Consider the following 21,029-nt stretch of genomic DNA (forward strand, 5'->3'; position numbering starts at 1 on the left):
TTACTAATGGAGGAACAATGTTTGGTAGCCATTTTGTTTGAGCCAAGCGAGCTTGTTCTCTATTTCAATCGCTTGTTAGATGACCTGGAAATCGGTTACGAGCGAAACAATTTTTCCGCTTTCGTCAATCCCCCAATAAGTAGCGTAAAAGCCGTCTCCGTATCCTGAGCGAAAAATAATTACATTGAGTCCCGCATCCTCGTCTGTAACCGCATTGCACCATTCATCGTCATGCTCGGTCATCAAGTCATCGATCAGGTCGTCGTATAAGCTGATAAAATCCTCGCCGCGTTCGCTTTGCAGCTTTTCCTCCAGCTCGTCCATTTTCTCGATCGCTTTTAAATCAGCAAAACATCCGAGGCCCGTATCAACCGGGTAGCCGAATATATACCCCTCTTCCAGTTCTTCTACATTCTGCCCAGGCACTGTAGCCATTTCCCAACGAACCGGCCGGGACTCGGAAAGCTTCAGTTCAGCTCCTGCGATGCAGTTTTCTTCCACGTGCCACCAGGCAATGACTGGGTACGCACCTGGCTGAATAGTCCTCTCAAATGGGGTATGCCGGGAAATAAGAGGGTCACAGGCGACAATCTTGCCGGAAATCACTTTAAGCTGTTCGAGAATCTCTGGGCGCAGCGTTTTGCTTTCGGCATTGGCTAATTCGTTCAACAGATTTGACATTTGTGCGGTTTCCTACCTTTCCCTGAATCCATTATTTTTTGTTCCATAATGCCTTGTCGTAGTAATCGACGCATAACCCCTGGTGCTTTCCTGTAAAAATGTCGAGATGCACATGAGCGTGTCCGCCATTTCTTCGATATTCTCCTGCACCAGCTCTGGAAAGCGGCTCAAACAAGCCGGAAGCCACTTCAAATACGCTTTTGCTGCCAATCAAAAACAGCGTTTCATATTTGCTTTTGACCAATATCTTGTCTTTGTTTTCTGCGAAGGCAAACTTTTGATAATCGTCATGACCGAGATCGGCAAACCTTCTCGGGTTGCAGGTATAGCTTTTCTTGTTCCCTTTTTGGGTGCGAAACCGCTCCCTCAGGTCCTTCCAGAGTCCGGTGTTCGCCTGCAAAGAATGGTGCAGCAAAACCAATTCATCATTTCTGTCGCTTGTAGAAAACGAATGCAAATCTTCGGGCAGAAACTTATCCGTATGGCGCAAATAAATGATTTTGTCTCTATTCTGACTGGCGAGAAGAAAAATGCAAGCAAGCTCCTGCAATGCCCGCTGATCCCCGAAAATCATGTACATATTCTTGTCGAACTCGCATGAATACAGATTGACCGTATCAACTGTGAGACAAAAGTACTTTTGATTGCCGAGGAACACTTCTTTTTGAACGTATTGTATTTTCAATGTTCAAACCACCATACTTAAGTATCGATATGATTTCCTTATTTAACCATTTTTTGGAGCATCCTTGGCGGCTCCTGACATTCCATCGTATGCTCCTGCAAGCTGTCCATAGACCGCACCGGTGCCGGATGTGTCTCGTCATCCCGAGATTCACGGCAGCAGTATGCCATCCTCGATACCATCCGAGTGGGAAAAGCCAATAAAACAGACTGATAGACTCTACCACATTCAATAGATTCCTGAACCTCAATGACATGTTAACGAACCGGTTTTTTTACAAGGTGCATCATGCTTGGCGATTGGAATATATAACCATTGTCTCAAGCTCTCCAGCAAAAACCTGAGAAACTTGTGTTACAATAACGCTAAAAACTGTTTCACAAGGAGAAACCATGAACCGATATTTGCTCATAACGAATCGAACCGAAAGCTTCAATTCAGCCGACATTCCGGGACATTACGAACATTTGGAACAATTAAAGCAAAACAACCGCCTGGAGCTATACGGACCTTTTAGCGATGTTTCAGGCGGAGCATACCTCATCAAGGCGGAATCGCTGGAAGAAGCCATTGCCATCGGGAACGCCGATCCCTTGATCAAATCGGGTTCTTCTACCTTGTCCGTAAAAGAGTGGCTGACCAAGTAGCATAGCTTTCCTTAATTAAACGCCTGTTTTGGAGAGTCCTGCAAAAGTCCACCTAATATCTGTAAACCGTAACCCTAGTGCCCTTAGGTACTGGGGTTTTAAGTATCGAGAATGTAGCTGTAGTGGGGAGAAGCATGTTTCCGATCTGCGCTCCGGTCTACGTCCTGCAAGGATGTGAAACTGTCCGCTCCACAGCGATCCCGGGGGAAGCGCAAAACGGCGCGCAGCTCCGGGGTTTACTCATAGATTGCGCTTCTGTTTCCCCGGGCTCGCTGTTCCGCTTGGCTGGACTCCGCCAGTCGCTCCGCCTGGAAACATGCTTCTCCTCCGAAACAGTAGGTTTTCAACAGGCTGAAACCCAATGCCCCTTCGACACTGGGTTTGTTGTACAATGAAAAGAAAACGAAAGAGTTGGAACCATTGCTACAGCCCTCTAAACAAATCACGGCATCCTTCCATGCCGAATTATATAAACTAATTCCCGCGGATCACCCTTTACGTAAAATCAATGAAATCGTAGATTTCACATTCATTCATGAGTTGGTTCGTTCCTCTTATTGTGAGCATTACGGAAGACCTGCTAACGAACCCGAACTCCTGTTTCGTCTATTGTTTTTACAAGTTCTCTACAATCTTTCGGATGAACGCATCATTCAGGAAACGCAGGTAAACCTCGCTTATAAGTGGTTTTTAGGTTTAAATCCAGAAGATCCCCTTCCTGACCCCTCTCAATTATCCCGCTTTCGTAATCATCGGTTAGGGGCCGGAGCCGTGGATGAGGTGCTTAAATCAGTTGTACGTCAGTGCATCGAAAAAGGACTTGTGAAGTCAAAGACGATCATCATGGATTCCACCCATACACTGGCAGCTTCACAAAAACAAAAGCCGCTTGAAGTACTGCGGGATGCGGCGAAGCGCTTATTCCGTGTTGTGGTGAAAAAGCATCCAAAACTCGAAAAGAAACTCCCACGGTTACCGGAGTTGAAGAAAGATCAAGAGGATGCTGAGAAGATCATGCTTCACTACTTGGCGGAACTTGGAGAGACTGTCGAGACTTTGTTACCCGATCATGAGGGTTCCATCTCGGAGAAGGTCAAGATCGCCAAGGCCATCGTGGAAGACGAACGTCTCCTCGCCAATAAAGGTATTATGTCGGCCATTGATCCAGATGCACGCTTTGGATGGAAGAGTAATACGAAATCCTTTTTTGGCTACAAAGAGCATATTGCCATGACCGAAGAAGAAATCATTACGGCTGTGGAGGTCACCGGAGGAAGTACGGATGACGGAAAACAATTCAAACAACTTTTGAACCAATCGCTTGACGTAGGAATAGAAGTACAAGAAGTGATTGCTGACACCGCATATTCGGGTAAAGATAACTTGGACGAGATGAAAGCCAAGAAGATTCAACCCGTCGTCCCACTAAACCCAATCGTACATAACGGAGGGCTAAGGCAAGAAGGTTTTGAGTACAACAAGGATGCAGACTTTGTTATTTGTCCGGCAGGACAACATAGTATCCGAAAGGCTGTCCAAGGAAGCAAGAGTGGCAAAAGTCGTTCTCTCGTTTTCTACTTCGATACGGAGAAATGTAAGACATGCCCACTTAGGGAAGGCTGTTTCAAACCAGGAGCGAAGAGCAAGACCTACTCCATCCGGATCGTGGCGGAAACCTACAAGGCGCAAATCGAGTTTGAAAACAGCGATACGTTCAAAGAACGTATTCGTCGCAGATCGATTATTGAGCACAAAAATGCTGAATTAAAAAGGTATCATGGGATGACCAAGGCCAAGTACCGTGGTCTCTTTCGTATGCGAATACAGGCAATACTTACGACTTTCGTCGTAAATGTAAAACGGATGATAAAATTGGCAGAAAAAATGCAGCCCGCCTCTTAAAGGAGAATGGGCTGCATTTTTCGTTAAAGTCCTTTTTTGTAAAAAATAGTGTGGGTTACCCGATCCGCAAACCTCAAAAGAGGTATTTTGCAGGCCTCTCTTTTGGAGGCGTTTTTTCTTTAGTAAAAAAAACAAGCCAGGGATTTTGGCCTTCAAGCGATTATACGGTCTCCTGCAGCATTTGCACAAACTTCAGATCTGCCGGCGCAAACGGATACTCATGAAGTTCACTGGGATGCACCCAGCGAAACTCATCATGATCTGTCAGAACGATTTCACCGCCAACGTATAGCGCCGTGTATGCTATCAAACGAATATGTGTGGAGCCGTATCGATGGTCATTCACGGCAAAGGGCTCGTACGGATCGATTTCGATCTTCATTTCCTCCAGCAATTCCCTTTTCAGGCAAGCCTCAACGCTTTCGCCCTCCTCGATTTTGCCGCCGGGAAATTCCCACATTCCTTCCTGAGACTTTCCCTTTTTGCGCTTTGCAATCAATATCTGTCCTTGTTCATTTCCTATAATTGCCGCGGCTACTTCAATCATCTGCGTCACGTCCTATAACATTTGCCTTTGTTTGCTGCTGGCACAACCGCGCGCAGCTCGAAATTCCCTTCCTATGGTATTATCTGTATTTCATTCTTGCCGAATTCCATTTTCCTTTCAAGCTTGTTTTCTCAAAACGAAATCCTTGCCCCATCCAGGTTATAAAAGGACATACAACGTTGGAGGGCCCAAAAGAAGGCTCTCCCCGCTCTCCAAAGCATTGCTGCAAGCAAAAAAATCCTTCCAGCCGGACAATTCCAGCGTGGAAGGACTTTACCGTGCAATTTACTTGAACAAATTGATCGTCGTAATAATGATCGGCATGCCGAACACATCGATCAGAAAGGCACCCACAATCGGGACGACCAGATAAGCTTTTCGCGAAGGCCCAAAGCGCTCGGTCACCGCGGCCATATTCGCCATCGCATTCGGTGTAGCTCCAAGTCCATGTCCTGTGAACCCTGCGACCATTACCGCGGCGTCATAGTCTTTGCCAAGCAGCCGGAACAAAACGAAGGCACCGAACAGGACGATAAAGACAACTTGCACCAGCACGATCACCAGCATTGGCAGCGCAAGGCTGGCCACTTCCCACAATTTGATACTCATAAGTGCCATGGACAGGAAGATGCCAAGCGTCACGTCGCCAATCAGATTGATGCTTTTCATGTCGATAGCTGCCGGTTTGAATTTGTCAACGATGTTGCGCACGATAACCGCCACAAACATCGCTCCTACATAACCGGGAAGAACAAAACCGGTTGCCGTTGAGAACAGCTCGCCCAAATACGTTCCCAATGCCATACAGAACGTGATGAGCAGTACCTGAATGAAGAAGACGTTTGTCGTAATCGGTTCGACTTTTTCTTCTACCTTCGCCGTTCCTTCTTCTGTTTCGGTCGGTTTCAGATTGTATTTGGAGACCAGGTACTTGACAGTCGGTCCGCCTACCAATCCTCCGGCTACAAGTCCAAAGGTAGCTGCCGCAATCCCGATGGCCAGTGCAGATTGGATCCCCATGTCTTCGAGGGTTTGTCCAAAGGCACCTGCCGCTCCGTGTCCGCCTTCCATGGAAACCGCGCCTGCCATCATCCCGATCAGCGGATGAATGCCGAACAGCGAAGCCAGGGAGACGCCAATCACGTTTTGCATCAAAGCGAGGAATCCGCATGCAATCCAGTAAATGACGAGCAGCTTGCCGCCCAGTCTGATGAGCTTGAAGCTCGCTCCCAGTCCTACTGTCGTGAAGAACGTGAGCATGAACAGGCTTTGCAGGGAAGTATCCAAGGTAATTTCCAAAACGCCTGTCGCCTTCAAGGCCGTTGCGATGATCGCAAACAACAGCCCTCCGACGACGGGTGCGGGAATACAGAACTTTTGCAGGAATCCGGCCTTTTTTACGAGGAAGGTTCCCAATACGAGCAGAGCTACTGCGAGAAAAATCGTGTTGACTTGATTAAGTGCCAACGTCATCGTTGTGTCCCCCTAAGAATCCCATGATGGCTTCGTTTGTCAGATAAGCACCTAATTTTACCGTTCTGCCGTTTTCATCCAAAACCGGATTCACTTCGCAAATGTCAAAAGAAAGCGTTTTCTTATGAGTGGCAACGGTGCGGATCAAGCTGCGGACAACCATTGGCGTCAATCCGAAAGGCGACGGAGCGCTCACTCCCGGCGCAAACGCCGCATTTAACACATCGGTACAAAGCGTGAGCATGACATGATCGTGTTTTTCGATGAATTCTTTTAGCTCGGAGATAATGTCGTCCATCTGTTCAGCGGTCATGTCTTCTTCATACACGTACCGGACACCGAGTTCGTCCGCCTTGTCAAACAGCTCCTGCGTATTGCCGAAACGCTGGATCCCGAGGACAAAATATCGGCTGTTTTTGTCATGCTCCAGGATTTGTCGGAACATCGTCCCGGAGGAAGGCTGGCTTTCATAGGAGCGCAAATCGAAATGAGCATCGATATTAATGATTCCGAGCGAAGCTTCTTTTCCGGTGTGTTTGCGGACGCCCAAATAATGGCCATACAGCGTTTCATGTCCGCCGCCTAAAATAATCGGCACCGCCGACTTGGACAAAATATCGGAGACTGCCTGGCCCAATTCCTCCTGGGCTTCTTCGAGCTTTTCATTTTCACAGCGAATATTACCGACATCGACGATGCGGTTGCCTTCCTGCAGCTTCCAGGGAAGGCTTGCAAGCGCTTGCCGAATTGCGTTCGGAGCTTTGGCTGCGCCTACTCGTCCTTGATTGCGCCGAACTCCTTCCTCACATTCAAACCCAATCATCGCACATGTGTTGTCCGCGAAAGGCAGCCATTGATCCAGATCCACCAATTCCACAACCTGGTGGTAGCGAAAACTGCTTCTTCTTTCCGTATGATCAGTCCGGCCGGTCCATACATCAGCTGAAACTTTCGTAGGCAATCTTTTCATCCTTTCTGAACCTTTTAAGTATATGTGTTTTTTTGATTATATAATGACATACTTATTATTTCTAATATATAATTTAAATAATTTTATAGTTTCAAGCTATAAATAGAGGTGGAAATTATTGTGGATATCAAACAATTGTATTATTTCGTAACCGTCTCCGATCAACTGAGCTACTCCAAAGCCGCGCAAAAGCTGCATATTTCACAGCCTTCGCTGAGCAACGCCATCAAAAATCTGGAGCAAGAGGTCGGCTCTCCCCTGCTTGAAAGAAACACGAGAAAAATGGAGCTGACGGACGCTGGGAAGATTTTCTATAAAAAAGCGATTTCGCTGCTTTCCCAAATGGATATGTTGAAAAAGGAAATGGAAGAAGTAAAGCTCACCGGCAGCGGCGAGCTGATTGTCGGCATCATCGAGTCGGTGAAGCATTGGATTCCGAAAGTGATCCGTGAGTATCAAGGGCGTTATCCTTCCATCAACATCAAGCTGATCGAAGTGCTGGGCGGAAAGGCTGTGAAGGAGTCGCTGCGGAAGTATCATACGCACCTGCTCATTACGAACCAGTATGTACATGAGGAGGATATCGAATCGATCCCGTTGTACGATGAACGATTGGTGCTCGTGCTGCACAAGGATCATCCTTTGGCGCATAAAGAAACGGTTTCTTTGCACGAGCTGGAAAGTGAGCCCTTTATCATTAGCACGGAAGGTTTTCAGACGAGGGAGGATATTGTAACAGCCTTTTCCATTGAACAGGTGACGCCGAACATTAAGTTTGAGATTGAACGGTTTGAGACTGCCTTGACCTTGGTGAGGGAAAATTTGGGCGTCACGATTATTCCCGAAAATTATTTAGCTGAATCGACGGACCCGTCTATCGTGTGGAAGGCGATTGATTCCCCGGCATTGGAGAGGACCGTTTATTTGATGTTTATGCGGAATCGTTATTTGGCTCCGGCGGTTCAGGCTTTTCTCGGCGGGATTCGGAGGAAGTTTGGGTGAATGGAGAGTAGGCTTCTCGCGGGCGCTTTTTCAGTCCCTCCTCCCCCTGCGCAACACGTGAAGTCGTGCAGCGTTCCATCGAAATGAAACAGCAAAATAACGAAATAGGCAGTGTTTATAATTGGGGATAGGTCTCTTGATCGGAGACATCGAAAACTTGGTGATTCATTTCATAGCGGGAGGAGAACGATGATGCACAAAGTCGTTGAGCCAAAAATTCTTTATTTCGGAACCCCGGTTGTACTCATCAGCACAGTAAATGAGGACCAATCCGCCAATCTTGCCCCTATGTCTTCAGCGTGGTGGCTGAATCAATCGTGCATGCTCGGAATGAGCAGTTCATCCCAAACCGTTGCGAATTTGTTGCGCGAGCGCGAATGTGTGCTGAATCTGCCCTCGTCCGAGCTCGTTCGTGCTGTAGACCGTCTGGCCCTGCTAACCGGTCGAAATCCTGTACCCGAGCGCAAGGCTCAAGTGGGATACCGATTTGAACCGGACAAATTCGAAGCGGCCCAGCTCACGCCGCAAGCTTCGGACCTCGTCCGGCCGCCGCGCGTGGCTGAGTGCCCGGTGCAATTGGAGGCCGTAGTAGAACAGGTCCATGACTTCGGGATGCCCAGTACGCTAAAAGCGATTGAGGTCAAAATCATCCGCGTTCATATCGATGAACGAATCCTGATGACTGGCGAGCAGAACTACATCGATCCCGAGAAGTGGAACCCGCTGATTATGAATTTCTGCGAATTTTTTGGACTTGACCGCAAGCTGCACCCTTCGAGATTAGCCCCGGTCTTTGCACCTTCTCTAGGTAATGTCAGCCAGGCGAATTAATCATTTGGGCACGATAGCTGGGGGACTGTTCAAAACCCCTTCACCCCCGTTGCCACCCTTCAACCTGTTGCCGAAAACTGCAGGCAAAACGAAACGGCCTTTCACCCCATGCAATTCGGGACAAAGGCCGTTTCTTTCCTTCTATTTTTCGACCGTCTGCTAGACGAGAGCCAGTTCACTGTGCAGACCAAGCGTCTGCGCTGTGGAAAAATCAATTTCACGGATAAGTTCCGGGTGCTCCAATAAGGATATACCATAAGAAGGAATCATTTCTTTTATTTTCGGTTCCCACTCATTGATATGCTGCGGGAAGCATCTTTTCATCAGGTCCAGCATGACGGAAACAGCGGTAGAAGCCCCCGGAGAAGCGCCGAGCAACGCGGCGATCGAGCCATCCGCTGCACAGATTACTTCCGTACCGAATTGCAGCGTTCCTTTGCCGCCAGTAGGCGTATCTTTGATCACCTGCACACGTTGGCCCGCTACGACAATATCCCAATCCTCGCTTTTCGCGTTCGGGATAAACTCGCGCAGCTCTTCCATGCGTTGTTCCTTGGACAGCATCACTTGCTGGATCAGGTATTTGGTCAAGGGAACGTTTTTTGCCCCTGCTGCCAGCATCGTCAGGACGTTATCCGGTTTTACGGAACCGAGCAAATCAAACATCGAACCGGTTTTTAGGAACTTCGGCGAGAAACCGGCAAACGGCCCAAAGAGCAGCGATTTTTTATTGTCGATATATCTTGTGTCCAGATGCGGAACAGACATTGGCGGCGCGCCAACCTTGGCTTTCCCGTATACCTTGGCATGATGCTGCTCGATCACATCCGGATTCTTGCAAACCATGAACAGACCGCTTACCGGGAAGCCTCCGATATGTTTCCCTTCAGGAATACCGGATTTTTGCAGCAAAGGCAGGCTTCCTCCACCGCCGCCAATAAACACAAATTTGGCCGTATGGCGTTCAACGGTGCCGCTGTCGAGATTTCGCACTTTCAATTCCCACAGGCCGTCGCGGTTGCGTTTAATATCATCAACATTATGCTTGAAGTGGATATCGACGTCTTTCCTTTTCAGATGGTCAAACAGCATCCGTGTCAAAGCACCGAAGTTGACATCTGTTCCAGAGTCGATTTTTGTTGCCGCAATCGGTTCATTCGATACCCGCCCATTCATAATTAGCGGAATCCATTCCATCAGTTTTCGAGGGTCTTCGGAGTATTCCATCCCTTTGAACAGGGGATTGTTTGACAGCGCTTCAAAACGTTTTTTGAGAAACGATACATTCTTTTCACCTTGCACCAGGCTCAAATGAGGCAACGGCCTGATAAAGTCCTGCGGATTGCGGATCAGATTGCTGTTTACAAGATAAGACCAGAATTGTCTTGAAACCTGAAACTGTTCATTAATTTTTACAGCTTTGCTGATATCAATGGATCCGTCCGGTTTCTCGACGGTGTAGTTCAGCTCGCACAGCGCTGAATGCCCCGTTCCTGCATTATTCCATTCGTTAGAGCTTTCCTCTCCTGGGCTTGCAAGCTTTTCAAACACTGTAATGTTCCAATCCGGTATCAATTCTTTCAGCAGTGTTCCCAACGTTGCACTCATGATTCCGGCACCAATTAAGATAACGTCTGTTTTGGTTTGTCTGTCGCTCATGTTTACCGTCCTACCTCGCTAATATTTGAAGAAAAGATGTAGGCCCTCCTGCTTAGGCTCCACAGCAAGCCAGGGTGCGACCTGTTCACACACCTTTTCTGCATGATTGATAACCTAAGTAATAGTGTAACACTATTATATATAGAATTAAATATTTGCTATTAAATGGATTGCTAAATGCTATTAATAAGCCGGAAAATTTGAGAAATGATATCAGGTTGTGATTAAGAGAAAGGAGACGTCCACAGATTGGTTTTTGAATCTCAGAAAGATGTGTTTCGATGGTGGCGATCTTATTGCAAGTGGTTGAACTTTTCAAAATACACATTTCGTAAAAATCCAATTTCGACAGCGAAGCCGTATGGTATAATTTTCCTAAATGAAACAAAAGGAGATATCGCCGTGAATCTTGTTCTCAAAGAAGTAACCTCTGAAAACTGGGAAGAATGCATTGAGCTGCAGCCCCGTGAGGACCAAAAACAATTCATCGCTTCAAATGTGTATTCCTTGGCACAGTCAAAATTTTTGCCGAATTTCGAAACACTGGCTGTCTACAAAGATGAACGCATGGTTGGATTTGTGATGTTTGGGATAGATCCTGACGATTCGCAATACTGGATTTATCGGCTGATGATCGATTCCCGTCACCAAGGCAAAGGTTACGGAATGGAAACCATGAAACAGGTCATTGCCAGAATAAAAGCAAAGCCTGATACCACAGATATCATGGTCGCCTATCACCCTGACAACCAAGGAGCTGCTACTCTTTATGAAAAATTAGGATTCAAGGTTCTGGGCAAAGCTCCATGGGGCGAAATCATGGCGCGTCTTTCGAAGGATGATGAAGCAAACTGATCAGTCTGGCAGTTGCTCACGATCATGGAGGTCAGATCCTCTCAAACCCAACGAATCGTTTTTAGTGAACAGCTTTATCGACGCTTTACGCAAGCTCCGTGAGAAAAATAGGAAGAAAAAGGAAACATTTGCATGCAATGAAGCGTTTTCGTAATGGATAAAAGAGGGAGGAACCAAAACCGATGAAAAAAAGCATTCTGGCTTCCATGATCACCGTCATGCTGTTATCTGGTTCATTCGTGCCAGCCATTCAAGCAGCTCCATCAGGGGCACATACATATCGTGTCACTTACAAGATGCCCACTATCAACACACTGGAAGAAGTGGAACTGCTTTATTCCCTTCTGAAAGATTCCCTGCAGGTCAAAAATCCATATGATGCTGCTCTTGTAGAAAAAAACCGGATGGATATATACGAGATTGTAGCAGATCTATATGGTACTGATTCCATTCGCTCGTTTATGATAGATGAAATGTATTTATCCAGAAACGGATATTTGCTCGAGCTCTTTAATCACATAGGGGTGTTAGAACCTGTATACCCCGCAGGCTACGACCCCGTGACTATAAAACAGCAAATCGCCAAGCTGGCAGCATCCGAAAAATGGGAACAATATGCGGAATTCAGAAAAAAACGGGGGCAGATTGAGCTTGACTCGCGCATAAAAGCACTGGTTCAGGCCGGATTTGTAAAGCCGGAGGAATGGAACAGTCAATCGATTACAAAGCAATTTGTTGCGGACACGTTGTATCGCATATACAAAAACGCGAGACCTTACAAGGGCAGTGTTGCCCCGAAGGACAGCCAAAGCGAAGCAGTTCGCTGGGCCATCGAGGCGGGCCTCCCGGGATTTCAAATCGATGCCAAAGGATACATTTATCCGGATCAGCAGTTTTACTATCATGGCGTCTTCGATTTCATTTATTTGTTTTTCCCGAGCAAATTCAATGGGACAGAGCGGGAGTACTTTCAGTTCGAAGTCAAACAAGACCGTCTGTCAGAGGCTGTTGCCAACCGTTCTCAAGAATTCTTGTATGTGAATAACAAGCCCCTTTACTCCCTTCCCGACGGTGTCATGTTGCTCGATCGTCCTGAAGTGAAAAAAGCAGCAGCGCAGCTAAGTGCCGATCTTGGCCCGAAGTTGATCGGGATGGTCGAACAAGTGCGGCGTGAAGTTCTAAAACCGCGTGTGTGGGACTGGCGAAACGATGTGATCCGGCACCCTTCCTTTGCAAAGCTCGTGCAGGAATACCGGAAAACCAAGAGCCAGAAAGCGCTCATGCAGGTATATCAAGCGGTTAAGGAACGGTATAACTTGTTTGATCGCCAGGACTCGCCGCAGGTTATGAAAAGTGTGTTGGATAATATTAAGTAACGGCTGTTTAGTAGAAGCAAATGGAAAACACCTTCTACTCGTATGTGGTTCCTATGATTAGGAGGTGTTTTGTGTTGTTAATGTGGATTAGAGAGTTGTTCTCCTATGATAGATTCCTATATTGACTTGCCTATACAAACTTTCTGGTACATCTGTATTAGCCATACATGTTCTAAACGTTGTTCTTGCTGCGTTGTTAGCGGCTGGAATTGCAGCAATCACTGCAGCGGCACAAGCAGGCGAAGGTCCACCAGCAGCACCACATGCACCAGTTAAGATACTATAGGCAGCCTGTACAGCAGGTGCTGCACATGAATAGATCGTTGCCTGTGCAGATCGGTTTACCGCTGGATGATTAAATCCAATGTAGAATGAAAGGTCATTGTATCTTCTCCTTGGACAAGGAACACATTGTCCCAAAACCCTTGAACAACATGGGTCTCTGATAAAATCATGATATCGAAAACCCCATATCTTATTTTCAAATCCTGGCAATAGGGCCACTTCCTTTATGAAATATTTATGTGAGCCTATTACACTATATTTTTCTGGAATTTCTCTGTGCTAGGCACTTGCCAAAATGTGCTTCTATTCTTTCCTAATGCACTAACCTACCCTTGCAATCAACTGTTCTTCTGTTAACAGACAAAATGGCCGTTATCATCCGCATATTTCTGTTCAAGGGTTCCAAAACATTTCAAAAGGAATCACATTGTAACAAACACCTTAACGCGTTCTGTATAAGGGTCATATAGCCTTACAATGCCGCTAAAGACAAAAGAAAGATCGTCCCGCAACATTGTGGGCGATCTTTTTCTTTTTCATAGGCTTTGCTCAACATTGAACGTCCGCAGAGAGTTTTCCAATGATTAAGAACGTACGCTCCATGCTGCTTTGTTTATCTCTCGGTCATATCATGATAGAAGCCAAGAGATAGATTTAATCAATTGGGGTGCCATATCTGAATTGCTGATAAAACGCATGATACTTTTTAGCTTATCGGGATTCAAGACAGCATACATGTTCACAATCCGATCATTCTGAATATCGAAAGAAATCGTAGCAAAGAGCTGCTCGCCTGCATAAAACACCAATCCGGGCTGGGCATTCAGTTCGCGAAGCGTAAAAGAGAAATCCGGAGGGAACTCCGGAAGAATAGCGATAAAGAAACGGGCGATTCGATCATGGCCAAACAGCGGACGCAAGGGGGCTTTCACTTTGCCTCCACCATCCATATAGAGGATCGTGTCCGCAGTTAGCGTTTCGAGCAGTATTTTCATATCCCCACTCAAAAGGGCTTGCGCAAACTGTTCAATCAAATGGATGGTGTTTCGCTCTATGCCGACGTTCACTTGAGGAATTTTGCCCAAGCTCCTTTTGGCCCGACGAAATATTTGCCTGCAATTCGTACTGCTTTTGTCGACGATCTCCGCTATTTCCTCATATTCGAATTGCAGGACCTCTCGCAACAGGAATACAACCCGCTCGGTCCATGAAAGCTGATGAATCAAGAGCAAGTAGGCCATCGAAATGGTTTCTTTCCGAATATATCCTTCCAAAGGGTCGGTTTGTCCGTCTCCCCCGCTCACAATCGGTTCCGGAAGCCAAGGTCCTGCATATGTTTCACGATGCTTGCTTTGCGCCCGCAACCGGTCTATGCACCGGTTGCTCACACTCCTGAACAAATAAGCCTTCGCATTCCTAACCGTATCGGCGGGAACCTTTTCTATCGAAAGGAACGTTTCTTGAACGATATCTTCGGCATCCATCATACTGCCCATCATACGATAAGCAAGAGAAATCAGCGAAGGCCCCAGACTTTTATACAGCTCTTCCACTTCCACCGTTTGCATGCCCCTCCGCATTGTTGTATTCTCGCAGAATCTCCTCGGAAGCCCGCTTCGCGCTGGCAAAAACCGCATCGACTAATACTTCGCTTTGACCCGTCCAATCCCCGGAAACGTACAAACCGCGCACCTCTGAGACAGAAGGGCCGTAGCGTTTGCCGAAGCGATCGATGGAATCAAAATCATGGGCAACCGTGATTTTTGGCAAGAACTGTCTTGCAACAAGTTCTTTTCGCCATCCTGGTTGAATGAAGTCCAAAGCCCGCTCCAAATGACTTTCGTCGTTTTTGGGATTGTCAGAGCCAAAGCCGATATCCTTGCACACATGAATAATGGCGGAACCATCCTCACTCGCATCGGAAATGGCAGATGGAGTGCTAACAAAGATCGGTTGATCCAGGAAGAAGGTGAAATGGCGCTTTGGATCATCTGGGTAGGGCAGCTTGCGGAGCGCGACGTCCAGACATGCAGCATAGATTGGTTTTGCCCGATCCCGCCACTCCCTGAGCGATGTGTGCTCGGCGTTTTTAACGAGCTTGCAGGTTTCGCCCGGTCCTGCCGTTACAACGACATATGGGATTTCCAATGTTTCGCCATCATGAAAACGGATTTGCCTTACTCTGTCGTCATGCTCAATCTCGGCTACATGTTTTCCGCACAGAATGGCAACTCCTGCCCGGATCGCCTCCTGCCGCAGACTTTCGACCATCTGGCCCCACCCTCTATCGACATATATCACTTGATTTCCTTTAAAAACGAGCTGCAGCCTTCTGACTCCAGGAGCCGCCAAGAGAAGTTCAGGGTATGGCACAAACGTATTGGTTCGGCAGACGGCGTAAATGAGGTGCCGTATCATCGGATCGTTTATTTCCTTTTCCGCCCATTCCCGAAAACTGATCGGCGGCAAAGCCTTTGGATCGATTTTTGCCAGTCGTGCCACAAATTGAACGATTTCCAACTTGGCGGAAGCAGATAACAATTTGGATGTGAGAATCGCGAAAGGATTTCCAGGTAGTCGGTAAAGCTTGTTATTCCACACCATGCCGCCTTTTGCGGGCACGATCCCCCCTTTGACCGGGATTCCCAGTTCGTTTAACACCTCCTCGGCGGCCCCTCCTTTATAGAGCGCATGAAGACCCAAATTCAGCATGGCCCCATTCTTTTTTACCGTAACGGAACGACCGCCCAATTGATTCGCTTTTTCCAACAGAACTACAGATAAACCTGCTTTTGCCAAATAAATCGAACTTGTCAATCCGGAAAGCCCTCCGCCGATTACCGCTGCATCATATTTTCTCATGCCCATTCTCCCTTCCATTCTTTTTACAAACAAGACGAATCGAAAGGATGGATTTGTGACAAATATTGCGTTGGTCGGGGATTCTTTCAGGTTCTTGTGAAAGTCGGCTCAACCGCCCGATCCGTTGACGCCGAAGGCAATCAAACCGAGCGCAACCGTGTAGAGCATCCAGCCGGGATGACGACCGCGCGTTGCCTTACAGTTGATGAAAGCGCCATACAGGTAGGAGCTGCCAACGAGCAGGCCCGTCACGAGCCTTGCGTCCGGCCCGAACCAGATGGAAGCAATCAAAGCGGGCCCGCCAAGAAACCAGTTGAACGTGCTGAACTGCAAGAGCCACGACACGATCCATCTGACTTCTGCCTCGGCAAATAACGACTCCGCTTTCGCCAACGGCCTGACCATGAGCCGTTGAGTCAAAATGCCGTGAACCAGCGCCACGCCGCTTCCGATAATTCCAGCTACTACCAAGGCAATGTCATGCCAATTCATGTCCATACACCTCCATAGAACTTTATGTTAAACGGACATAAAAACATTTGTGTTCCCGATGAGCTTAGATGTCATCGTCTGCACAAGCAAAGACTATTACGCAACACCTAGGGAAGGAACGCCTTAAAAAAAGCTTAATTTATCCACAAAGTCAAACACGATGGCTGCTGCAAAAATCGCCGTAACGAGACATGTTAAAAACAAGAAAATCAGTGTGCCGCGTTTCAAAGCAGAAAGCGAAACATCTCTCGCTTGTGCATAATGCGCTGCCGACAAGCCAGACAATACTCCCATGATGAAAAACCATGGTTGGTAAACGAACAAGTCCCATAATGCATCGATGCGCATATCCACTTCATCGCTAAATGTCGGCATTTTCAAGTCTATGAAGCCAGCCAAAAAGAGGACTCTTGTAATGATTCCGGCTGCTCCATGAGCGATTAAAAAGACAGAGCAGAGAAGGGTGGGGAATAACAGAAATCCTCGGTAGACATTGACTCCGCCGATCCATGGCATCCATAAAGGGACAACCTTCCCCCAAGGTTTAACGAGTCCTAACAAGACAAATCCACACAACATGATAATGACACCCACGACATAGCTTGCTTTGTATATGCCGCCGGTGGGATCAACAATCGGAGCCGAAAGACCGATTGTTCCTCCCGCAGCCTGATAGAATCGGACAAAGACCGCATACAGGAGGGCCCAGACGCAACCCGCATAAGCCGCCCATCTTGACCTCTTTGTAAAGTGGGCGTAGGCTTTCCAGCCATTACGTAACGACGAATCAAGCTTGTGTTCCACCACATAGCACCCTCTAATTTGATTTGGCGACCGGTGAATCGTAACCTTTCACTTTCGCGTTAAAAGCCACGCCTGAGGCAAACCAAGCCAAAAACCTGAAGTCGGCATCACGATAATCCCAATCAAGCAGATGGCAAACAGCATCCATCCGAGAGAAACAGGCGGGGCAATCCCTTTCTTTTTCATGAGCCAATCCACCGTATAGCCGAGAAGAATCAGCACGAAGCCGAGCATCAGATACCAAAATGCGGTTGCCCGCTCCCACTGCCCACTCCCCACCGTATCCCATAGACCCTCGGCAACCATTGGCTGCAGGTGATTCATAAATCCAATCAGCCCCAAGACCGTATGAAACAGTCCGGTCAGCACAAGTGTAAGCCCGACATGACGTTTGACCCCACTCACCATCTGTTCCTCATCCTCTCCCGATTTATGAAATATCAATTTTGCGTGCATATGGAGTGCGGCTTGGCTCCTCCAACAAGTCAATGAGGCTGTCGATGACCGCACGGGAAGCCAGCAGCCCTTCCTTGACGGTGTTTCTTGCATGCTTCCCCGCCTGGTGTCGCTTCAGATGCTCCAACAGCCGTTCTATTTGAAGCTCGTCGCTTCTCATTGCCCTTCATTCCCTTCTGCCATATTTCGCTTACCAAAACGGATGAGCAGCCGGTCCTCTGAAAACTTCGCACCTGTCACCTGCCGGCCTATAAGCGGTCTTGGCAAAATCACCTTCCGCTTGTAGGCACCTGCATGTACCGTCAGTTCGTCGCCAGTCTGCGTCAAATCCAAATCCGTTTTCTCCATAAAAGGAATCGACAGCTCCAGAACCATTCCTCCATCCTCTTCCCGGATCTTTTCTGTTCTGCCCCGATAGAGAATAGTGGAGGGATTCTGATCTTTAAAAACGATATCCGCCAACTCTTCGAGAACAGGCAATCCGATGACTTCCTTTGGCATCATGGGCGCTTTGAGAATCGGCAGCGGCTGGAAGTTCATAACGATTTCCTCTTCATATTTCCTTTGAAGGTCCCGCCAGTATGCGAAAAATCCTTCTCCTGCCTCATTCGGCAGCACCCGGTTCACGATGACTGCGTCCGTATTGAACCCGAATAAATTCAGATACGTGAAGGATCGTTTCGCTTCGGAAAGCACCATCTTCTCGGGGTTCAGCACCAGTCTCACCGATGTCATCTCCGGGTCCAAAACAATCCGCTGCAGCTCCTCCAGGCTGCGCGCCAATTGCTCAACACTGTCAAGGACATCATCCGAGGGAAGCTCTACGTTGTTGATGAACTTGGCGACCGGCCGAACGAGCTTGATCAGCCTGCGTTCGTTTGGAAACATTTTTTCGAGCCACCAATTCAAGACATTGGGATAGCTGAGCAGCCGCAGCGTCTCTCCGGTCGGCGCACAATCAACGACGACCACATCATATTTTCCGCTTTGCGCGTGTTCCTTGATTTGCAATAAACTGAACAGCTCTTCCATGCCAGGAAACACGAGCATTTCCTCCGTAGCAATATCGGTAAGCTGTGCTTTGTCGAGCAGTGCGGTCAGCCACCCTTGGACAATTCCCCAATTTTTCTCCGTCTCCCGCAGGCTGTTCACTTCCTGCCCCCATAAGTTTTCGCAGATTGGGACTGGCTCCGGCCCGATCCGCACGGCCAGTGAATCCCCTAAACTATGTGCCGCGTCCGTGCTGAGAATAAGCGTCCGTTTCCCCTGCTTTGCCATTTTCACCGCTGTCGCCGCGGCTATACTCGTCTTGCCCACGCCACCCTTGCCCGTGTAAATGATGATTCTCATATCCATTGCTCCTCTTAGTACGATTTCGTAGTAATTGTGAAATAGAAGAGTCCGGTTGAATCGGTCACTCATCGATCTTGATCTTTACCGGACGGTTCTTTGTTTCCTCAAGCTTTACAGGTTCCTCGTCTTGGAAGACTTTGATAGCCTTATACGAAAGCAGCGTAAATTGCTCCAGTTCTTCCGGCGTAAACGCCGCTTCCAGCTTGCCCAGCATCCCCAGCATGATGCGCTCCCACTCTTTCGCAAGTCGGATACCCTCTTGTGTCAGCATGACGAGCTTGACCCGTTGGTCTTTTGGAGATGTCGCTCGGGCGATATAGCCTTTTCGCTCAAGCCGCTTGGCAATACTGGTCATCGAACTCAGCGGCGCCCCCATCTCGGCCGCCAATTCCGTCATCGTCAGGTCCCCCCGAAAGAGCAGAATAAGCAGCGTCGCCAGATCCGAACGAGTCACTTTCTGTTCAAGCTGCAGCATGTCGGTCATGAATGCGAAAGGGCGCAAACCGGTCTTGAGAAAAAGATCGTATAGCTTATGCATACCGGGAGCTCCTTTTTAGTACGATTTCGTAGTAAGTGTTTGAATTCAATTTAATACGTTTTCGTAGCAATGTCAACTCGTTTTTGCGGAGGGGCTTGGTTTTTTTTGTAAAGACCATGAATGTGGTTACCTGTGTGATTCTTTTTGTGAGGCGACAACTTAATGTACTTTTGCAGGAGGCGTATATGACATGCACGTATATGACTGTATTCGAAGGACAATGGGTCAATCATAGGGAAGGTTTATTCCTCGATGGATTATCCTTATTGATCTATTCACAAATTAAGTGATCTTCTAAACTCGTTTACCATCAAAGTACCGTTACCCCGCTTTCGAATATGACTTTCATATAGTCACCCTCATAGTGAAACTCGATACTCAGGGTTAGGTCATTTGGTTCGCCATCTGTCGTCAATGCATATTCGTATGAAAGTCCGCTTCCATCAGTAAAGTGGTAAAAAGATTCTTGCTTGTAAACACTGCCATCTTTATAGACAGGCTTGAAGGTACACTCTACCTCAAATTTATCGATCTGTTCCAACTCATTATCTTCCTTAAAATTTTCGATGACCTCTTTTAATAACTCTACGTCCCAATCCCGCATATCATCAACTTTGCGAGCAATTTCTTCGTAGTTGCCTTCTGCAATTGCATCTACAATCTCTTTTGCAAATGCTCGAATGGTTTCTTCTTCTTTTCCTGCGATCCGCTTTAGCACAATAGTCCTCCTCGATTATTGGTTAATCAAATGTCATTATTATAAGCGATTCCCAGAAGCGTTTGACAATTTTATACATCTGTGAAACAAAAAACACGTAGGGGACTACTGCTACGTGCATCTACAGAGCCCTAGATTGATAAAAGTTGTAACGAGATTTGCTCCGCCATATAGCCTAGATTTCTTTACCAGGGTTATTGTAGCCGATCGTACCGATTGAAAGCTGTAATGGGCTGAGAAGTTAATCTGTTGTTTGGAGTCAATATTTCTATCACTCTCAATTTATGAGTTCGATTGTGAGAATACTCTTCTTTGCAGGATTTTCCATACCACTGTATTATTTAAACTGATAGAGGAGATGATCCTATGACTGAAGCAAAGAAACGGGCATATAAAAAACTCATTTCGCAAGCTCTACTAGATATTAAGAACACTGGGCAATTCAGCGAAGAAAATTTCCACCGGAATTTTCGGATAGCTCACGCATTCCATAACCTCGCACATTTTATCGTCTTGGATTTTGAGGGCTTCGATGAATATGAATTTTGGAATATGGTTAATGCATTAGCTGATCAATTTGATTTGCAGCATTATAGAAAAGTCTTCGATGAAGCTGTTATGGAAGGGTAGAACCATCTTGTCAACCGTCTCTGTTATCTTTTCAATCGACTTGTTTATCCCATCAATTGGTTTGTTAACTTAATCCAAAACAAAATCCCACCAATTTCCCGTATGATAAAATATTGCCTAGAGATTATAAGGGGGAATACTCTATTAAGCCGTTTGCCAAGGAAGTAAAGAAGATAGAAGTTAATGGTTCTTTATTTCATTGTGTTATTGACCAAACACCTAACAACGATATGATTAGATTTACTATTTATCCCGACAGAACA

At 47.1% G+C, this 21,029-nt stretch carries 22 protein-coding genes; 7 read left to right on the top strand and 15 right to left on the bottom strand.

What is annotated here, in order from left to right:
- Nucleotides 1-75: 75 nt before the first annotated feature.
- A complete protein-coding gene (locus NST96_RS18650) occupies nucleotides 76-681 on the bottom strand; it encodes a DUF4241 domain-containing protein (RefSeq protein ID WP_122959091.1) in 606 nt (201 codons plus the stop codon).
- A gap of 31 nt (nucleotides 682-712) precedes the next feature.
- Nucleotides 713-1,366, bottom strand: a complete 654-nt coding sequence (locus tag NST96_RS18655; protein ID WP_003386459.1) for a hypothetical protein — start codon at nucleotides 1,364-1,366, stop codon at nucleotides 713-715.
- Nucleotides 1,367-1,758: 392 nt separating this feature from the next.
- On the opposite strand from NST96_RS18655, the gene NST96_RS18660 reads away from it, so the two are divergent.
- Together NST96_RS18660 and NST96_RS18665 are read left to right on the top strand one after the other, a co-directional pair.
- Nucleotides 1,759-2,013: a YciI family protein gene (locus tag NST96_RS18660; RefSeq protein WP_003386460.1), complete on the top strand. Its 255-nt coding sequence runs from the start codon at nucleotides 1,759-1,761 to the stop codon at nucleotides 2,011-2,013.
- 441 nt (nucleotides 2,014-2,454) lie between these two features.
- Nucleotides 2,455-3,915 carry an IS1182 family transposase gene (locus tag NST96_RS18665; protein WP_327927883.1) on the top strand — a complete coding sequence of 487 codons (1,461 nt, stop codon included), beginning with the start codon at nucleotides 2,455-2,457 and terminating at the stop codon, nucleotides 3,913-3,915.
- Between the two features lie 160 nt (nucleotides 3,916-4,075).
- Here NST96_RS18665 and mutT read toward each other — a convergent pair whose 3' ends face one another.
- From mutT to hutG, 3 genes are all read right to left on the bottom strand, one after another.
- Nucleotides 4,076-4,462, bottom strand: coding sequence for an 8-oxo-dGTP diphosphatase MutT (gene mutT / locus NST96_RS18670; RefSeq protein ID WP_172920915.1), 387 nt, complete (start codon nucleotides 4,460-4,462; stop codon nucleotides 4,076-4,078).
- A 285-nt stretch (nucleotides 4,463-4,747) separates the two neighbouring features.
- Entirely contained in the window at nucleotides 4,748-5,935 is a 1,188-nt protein-coding gene (gene gltS, locus NST96_RS18675; RefSeq protein ID WP_003386462.1) for a sodium/glutamate symporter, read from the bottom strand.
- Complete coding sequence (hutG, locus tag NST96_RS18680) at nucleotides 5,919-6,905, bottom strand: formimidoylglutamase (protein ID WP_342404287.1); 987 nt, start codon at nucleotides 6,903-6,905, stop codon at nucleotides 5,919-5,921. Before hutG ends, gltS begins: the two co-directional genes overlap by 17 nt.
- A 120-nt stretch (nucleotides 6,906-7,025) precedes the next feature.
- Between hutG and NST96_RS18685 the strand changes: the two genes are divergently transcribed.
- Both NST96_RS18685 and NST96_RS18690 read left to right on the top strand, forming a co-directional pair.
- On the top strand, nucleotides 7,026-7,907 hold the full coding sequence (locus NST96_RS18685) for a LysR family transcriptional regulator (RefSeq protein ID WP_003386464.1): 882 nt from the start codon (nucleotides 7,026-7,028) through the stop codon (nucleotides 7,905-7,907).
- Nucleotides 7,908-8,099: 192 nt separating this feature from the next.
- A complete protein-coding gene (locus NST96_RS18690) occupies nucleotides 8,100-8,738 on the top strand; it encodes a flavin reductase family protein (RefSeq protein WP_342406547.1) in 639 nt (212 codons plus the stop codon).
- A 159-nt stretch (nucleotides 8,739-8,897) separates the two neighbouring features.
- Here NST96_RS18690 and NST96_RS18695 read toward each other — a convergent pair whose 3' ends face one another.
- Nucleotides 8,898-10,397, bottom strand: a complete 1,500-nt coding sequence (locus NST96_RS18695; protein WP_003386467.1) for a malate:quinone oxidoreductase — start codon at nucleotides 10,395-10,397, stop codon at nucleotides 8,898-8,900.
- Nucleotides 10,398-10,799: 402 nt separating this feature from the next.
- On the opposite strand from NST96_RS18695, the gene NST96_RS18700 reads away from it, so the two are divergent.
- Both NST96_RS18700 and NST96_RS18705 read left to right on the top strand, forming a co-directional pair.
- Entirely contained in the window at nucleotides 10,800-11,252 is a 453-nt protein-coding gene (locus NST96_RS18700; RefSeq protein WP_003386468.1) for a GNAT family N-acetyltransferase, read from the top strand.
- A 182-nt stretch (nucleotides 11,253-11,434) separates the two neighbouring features.
- A complete protein-coding gene (locus NST96_RS18705; protein WP_172920913.1) occupies nucleotides 11,435-12,628 on the top strand; it encodes a hypothetical protein in 1,194 nt (397 codons plus the stop codon).
- 914 nt (nucleotides 12,629-13,542) lie between these two features.
- Here the strand turns inward: NST96_RS18705 and sigJ are convergent.
- From sigJ to NST96_RS18750, 9 genes are all read right to left on the bottom strand, one after another.
- Nucleotides 13,543-14,481 (bottom strand): RNA polymerase sigma factor SigJ, encoded by a 939-nt coding sequence (gene sigJ, locus NST96_RS18710; protein ID WP_342406548.1) that lies wholly within the window; start codon nucleotides 14,479-14,481, stop codon nucleotides 13,543-13,545.
- Entirely contained in the window at nucleotides 14,450-15,775 is a 1,326-nt protein-coding gene (locus tag NST96_RS18715) for an FAD-dependent oxidoreductase (RefSeq protein WP_342404288.1), read from the bottom strand. The genes sigJ and NST96_RS18715 overlap by 32 nt, the downstream gene beginning before the upstream one ends.
- Nucleotides 15,776-15,883: 108 nt before the next feature.
- Complete coding sequence (locus tag NST96_RS18720; protein ID WP_171506502.1) at nucleotides 15,884-16,267, bottom strand: hypothetical protein; 384 nt, start codon at nucleotides 16,265-16,267, stop codon at nucleotides 15,884-15,886.
- 123 nt (nucleotides 16,268-16,390) lie between these two features.
- Nucleotides 16,391-17,071, bottom strand: a complete 681-nt coding sequence (locus NST96_RS18725) for a DUF3995 domain-containing protein (protein ID WP_039070736.1) — start codon at nucleotides 17,069-17,071, stop codon at nucleotides 16,391-16,393.
- Nucleotides 17,072-17,119: 48 nt separating this feature from the next.
- The gene (locus NST96_RS18730; RefSeq protein ID WP_003386476.1) at nucleotides 17,120-17,479 is read right to left on the bottom strand and encodes a DUF6463 family protein; all 360 of its coding nucleotides are present in this window, start codon (nucleotides 17,477-17,479) and stop codon (nucleotides 17,120-17,122) included.
- Nucleotides 17,480-17,501: 22 nt separating this feature from the next.
- Nucleotides 17,502-17,687, bottom strand: a complete 186-nt coding sequence (locus NST96_RS18735) for a hypothetical protein (RefSeq protein WP_003386477.1) — start codon at nucleotides 17,685-17,687, stop codon at nucleotides 17,502-17,504.
- Entirely contained in the window at nucleotides 17,684-18,877 is a 1,194-nt protein-coding gene (locus NST96_RS18740) for an ArsA family ATPase (RefSeq protein ID WP_342404289.1), read from the bottom strand. Before NST96_RS18740 ends, NST96_RS18735 begins: the two co-directional genes overlap by 4 nt.
- A gap of 64 nt (nucleotides 18,878-18,941) precedes the next feature.
- The gene (locus tag NST96_RS18745; protein ID WP_003386479.1) at nucleotides 18,942-19,418 is read right to left on the bottom strand and encodes a MarR family transcriptional regulator; all 477 of its coding nucleotides are present in this window, start codon (nucleotides 19,416-19,418) and stop codon (nucleotides 18,942-18,944) included.
- A 310-nt stretch (nucleotides 19,419-19,728) separates the two neighbouring features.
- A complete protein-coding gene (locus NST96_RS18750; RefSeq protein ID WP_031932740.1) occupies nucleotides 19,729-20,136 on the bottom strand; it encodes a hypothetical protein in 408 nt (135 codons plus the stop codon).
- A 366-nt stretch (nucleotides 20,137-20,502) separates the two neighbouring features.
- On the opposite strand from NST96_RS18750, the gene NST96_RS18755 reads away from it, so the two are divergent.
- Entirely contained in the window at nucleotides 20,503-20,766 is a 264-nt protein-coding gene (locus tag NST96_RS18755) for a hypothetical protein (RefSeq protein ID WP_024985666.1), read from the top strand.
- Nucleotides 20,767-21,029: the final 263 nt, after the last annotated feature.

This window comes from Brevibacillus sp. FSL K6-2834, from assembly GCF_038592925.1.
GTDB classification, from domain to species: Bacteria; Bacillota; Bacilli; order Brevibacillales; family Brevibacillaceae; genus Brevibacillus; species Brevibacillus borstelensis.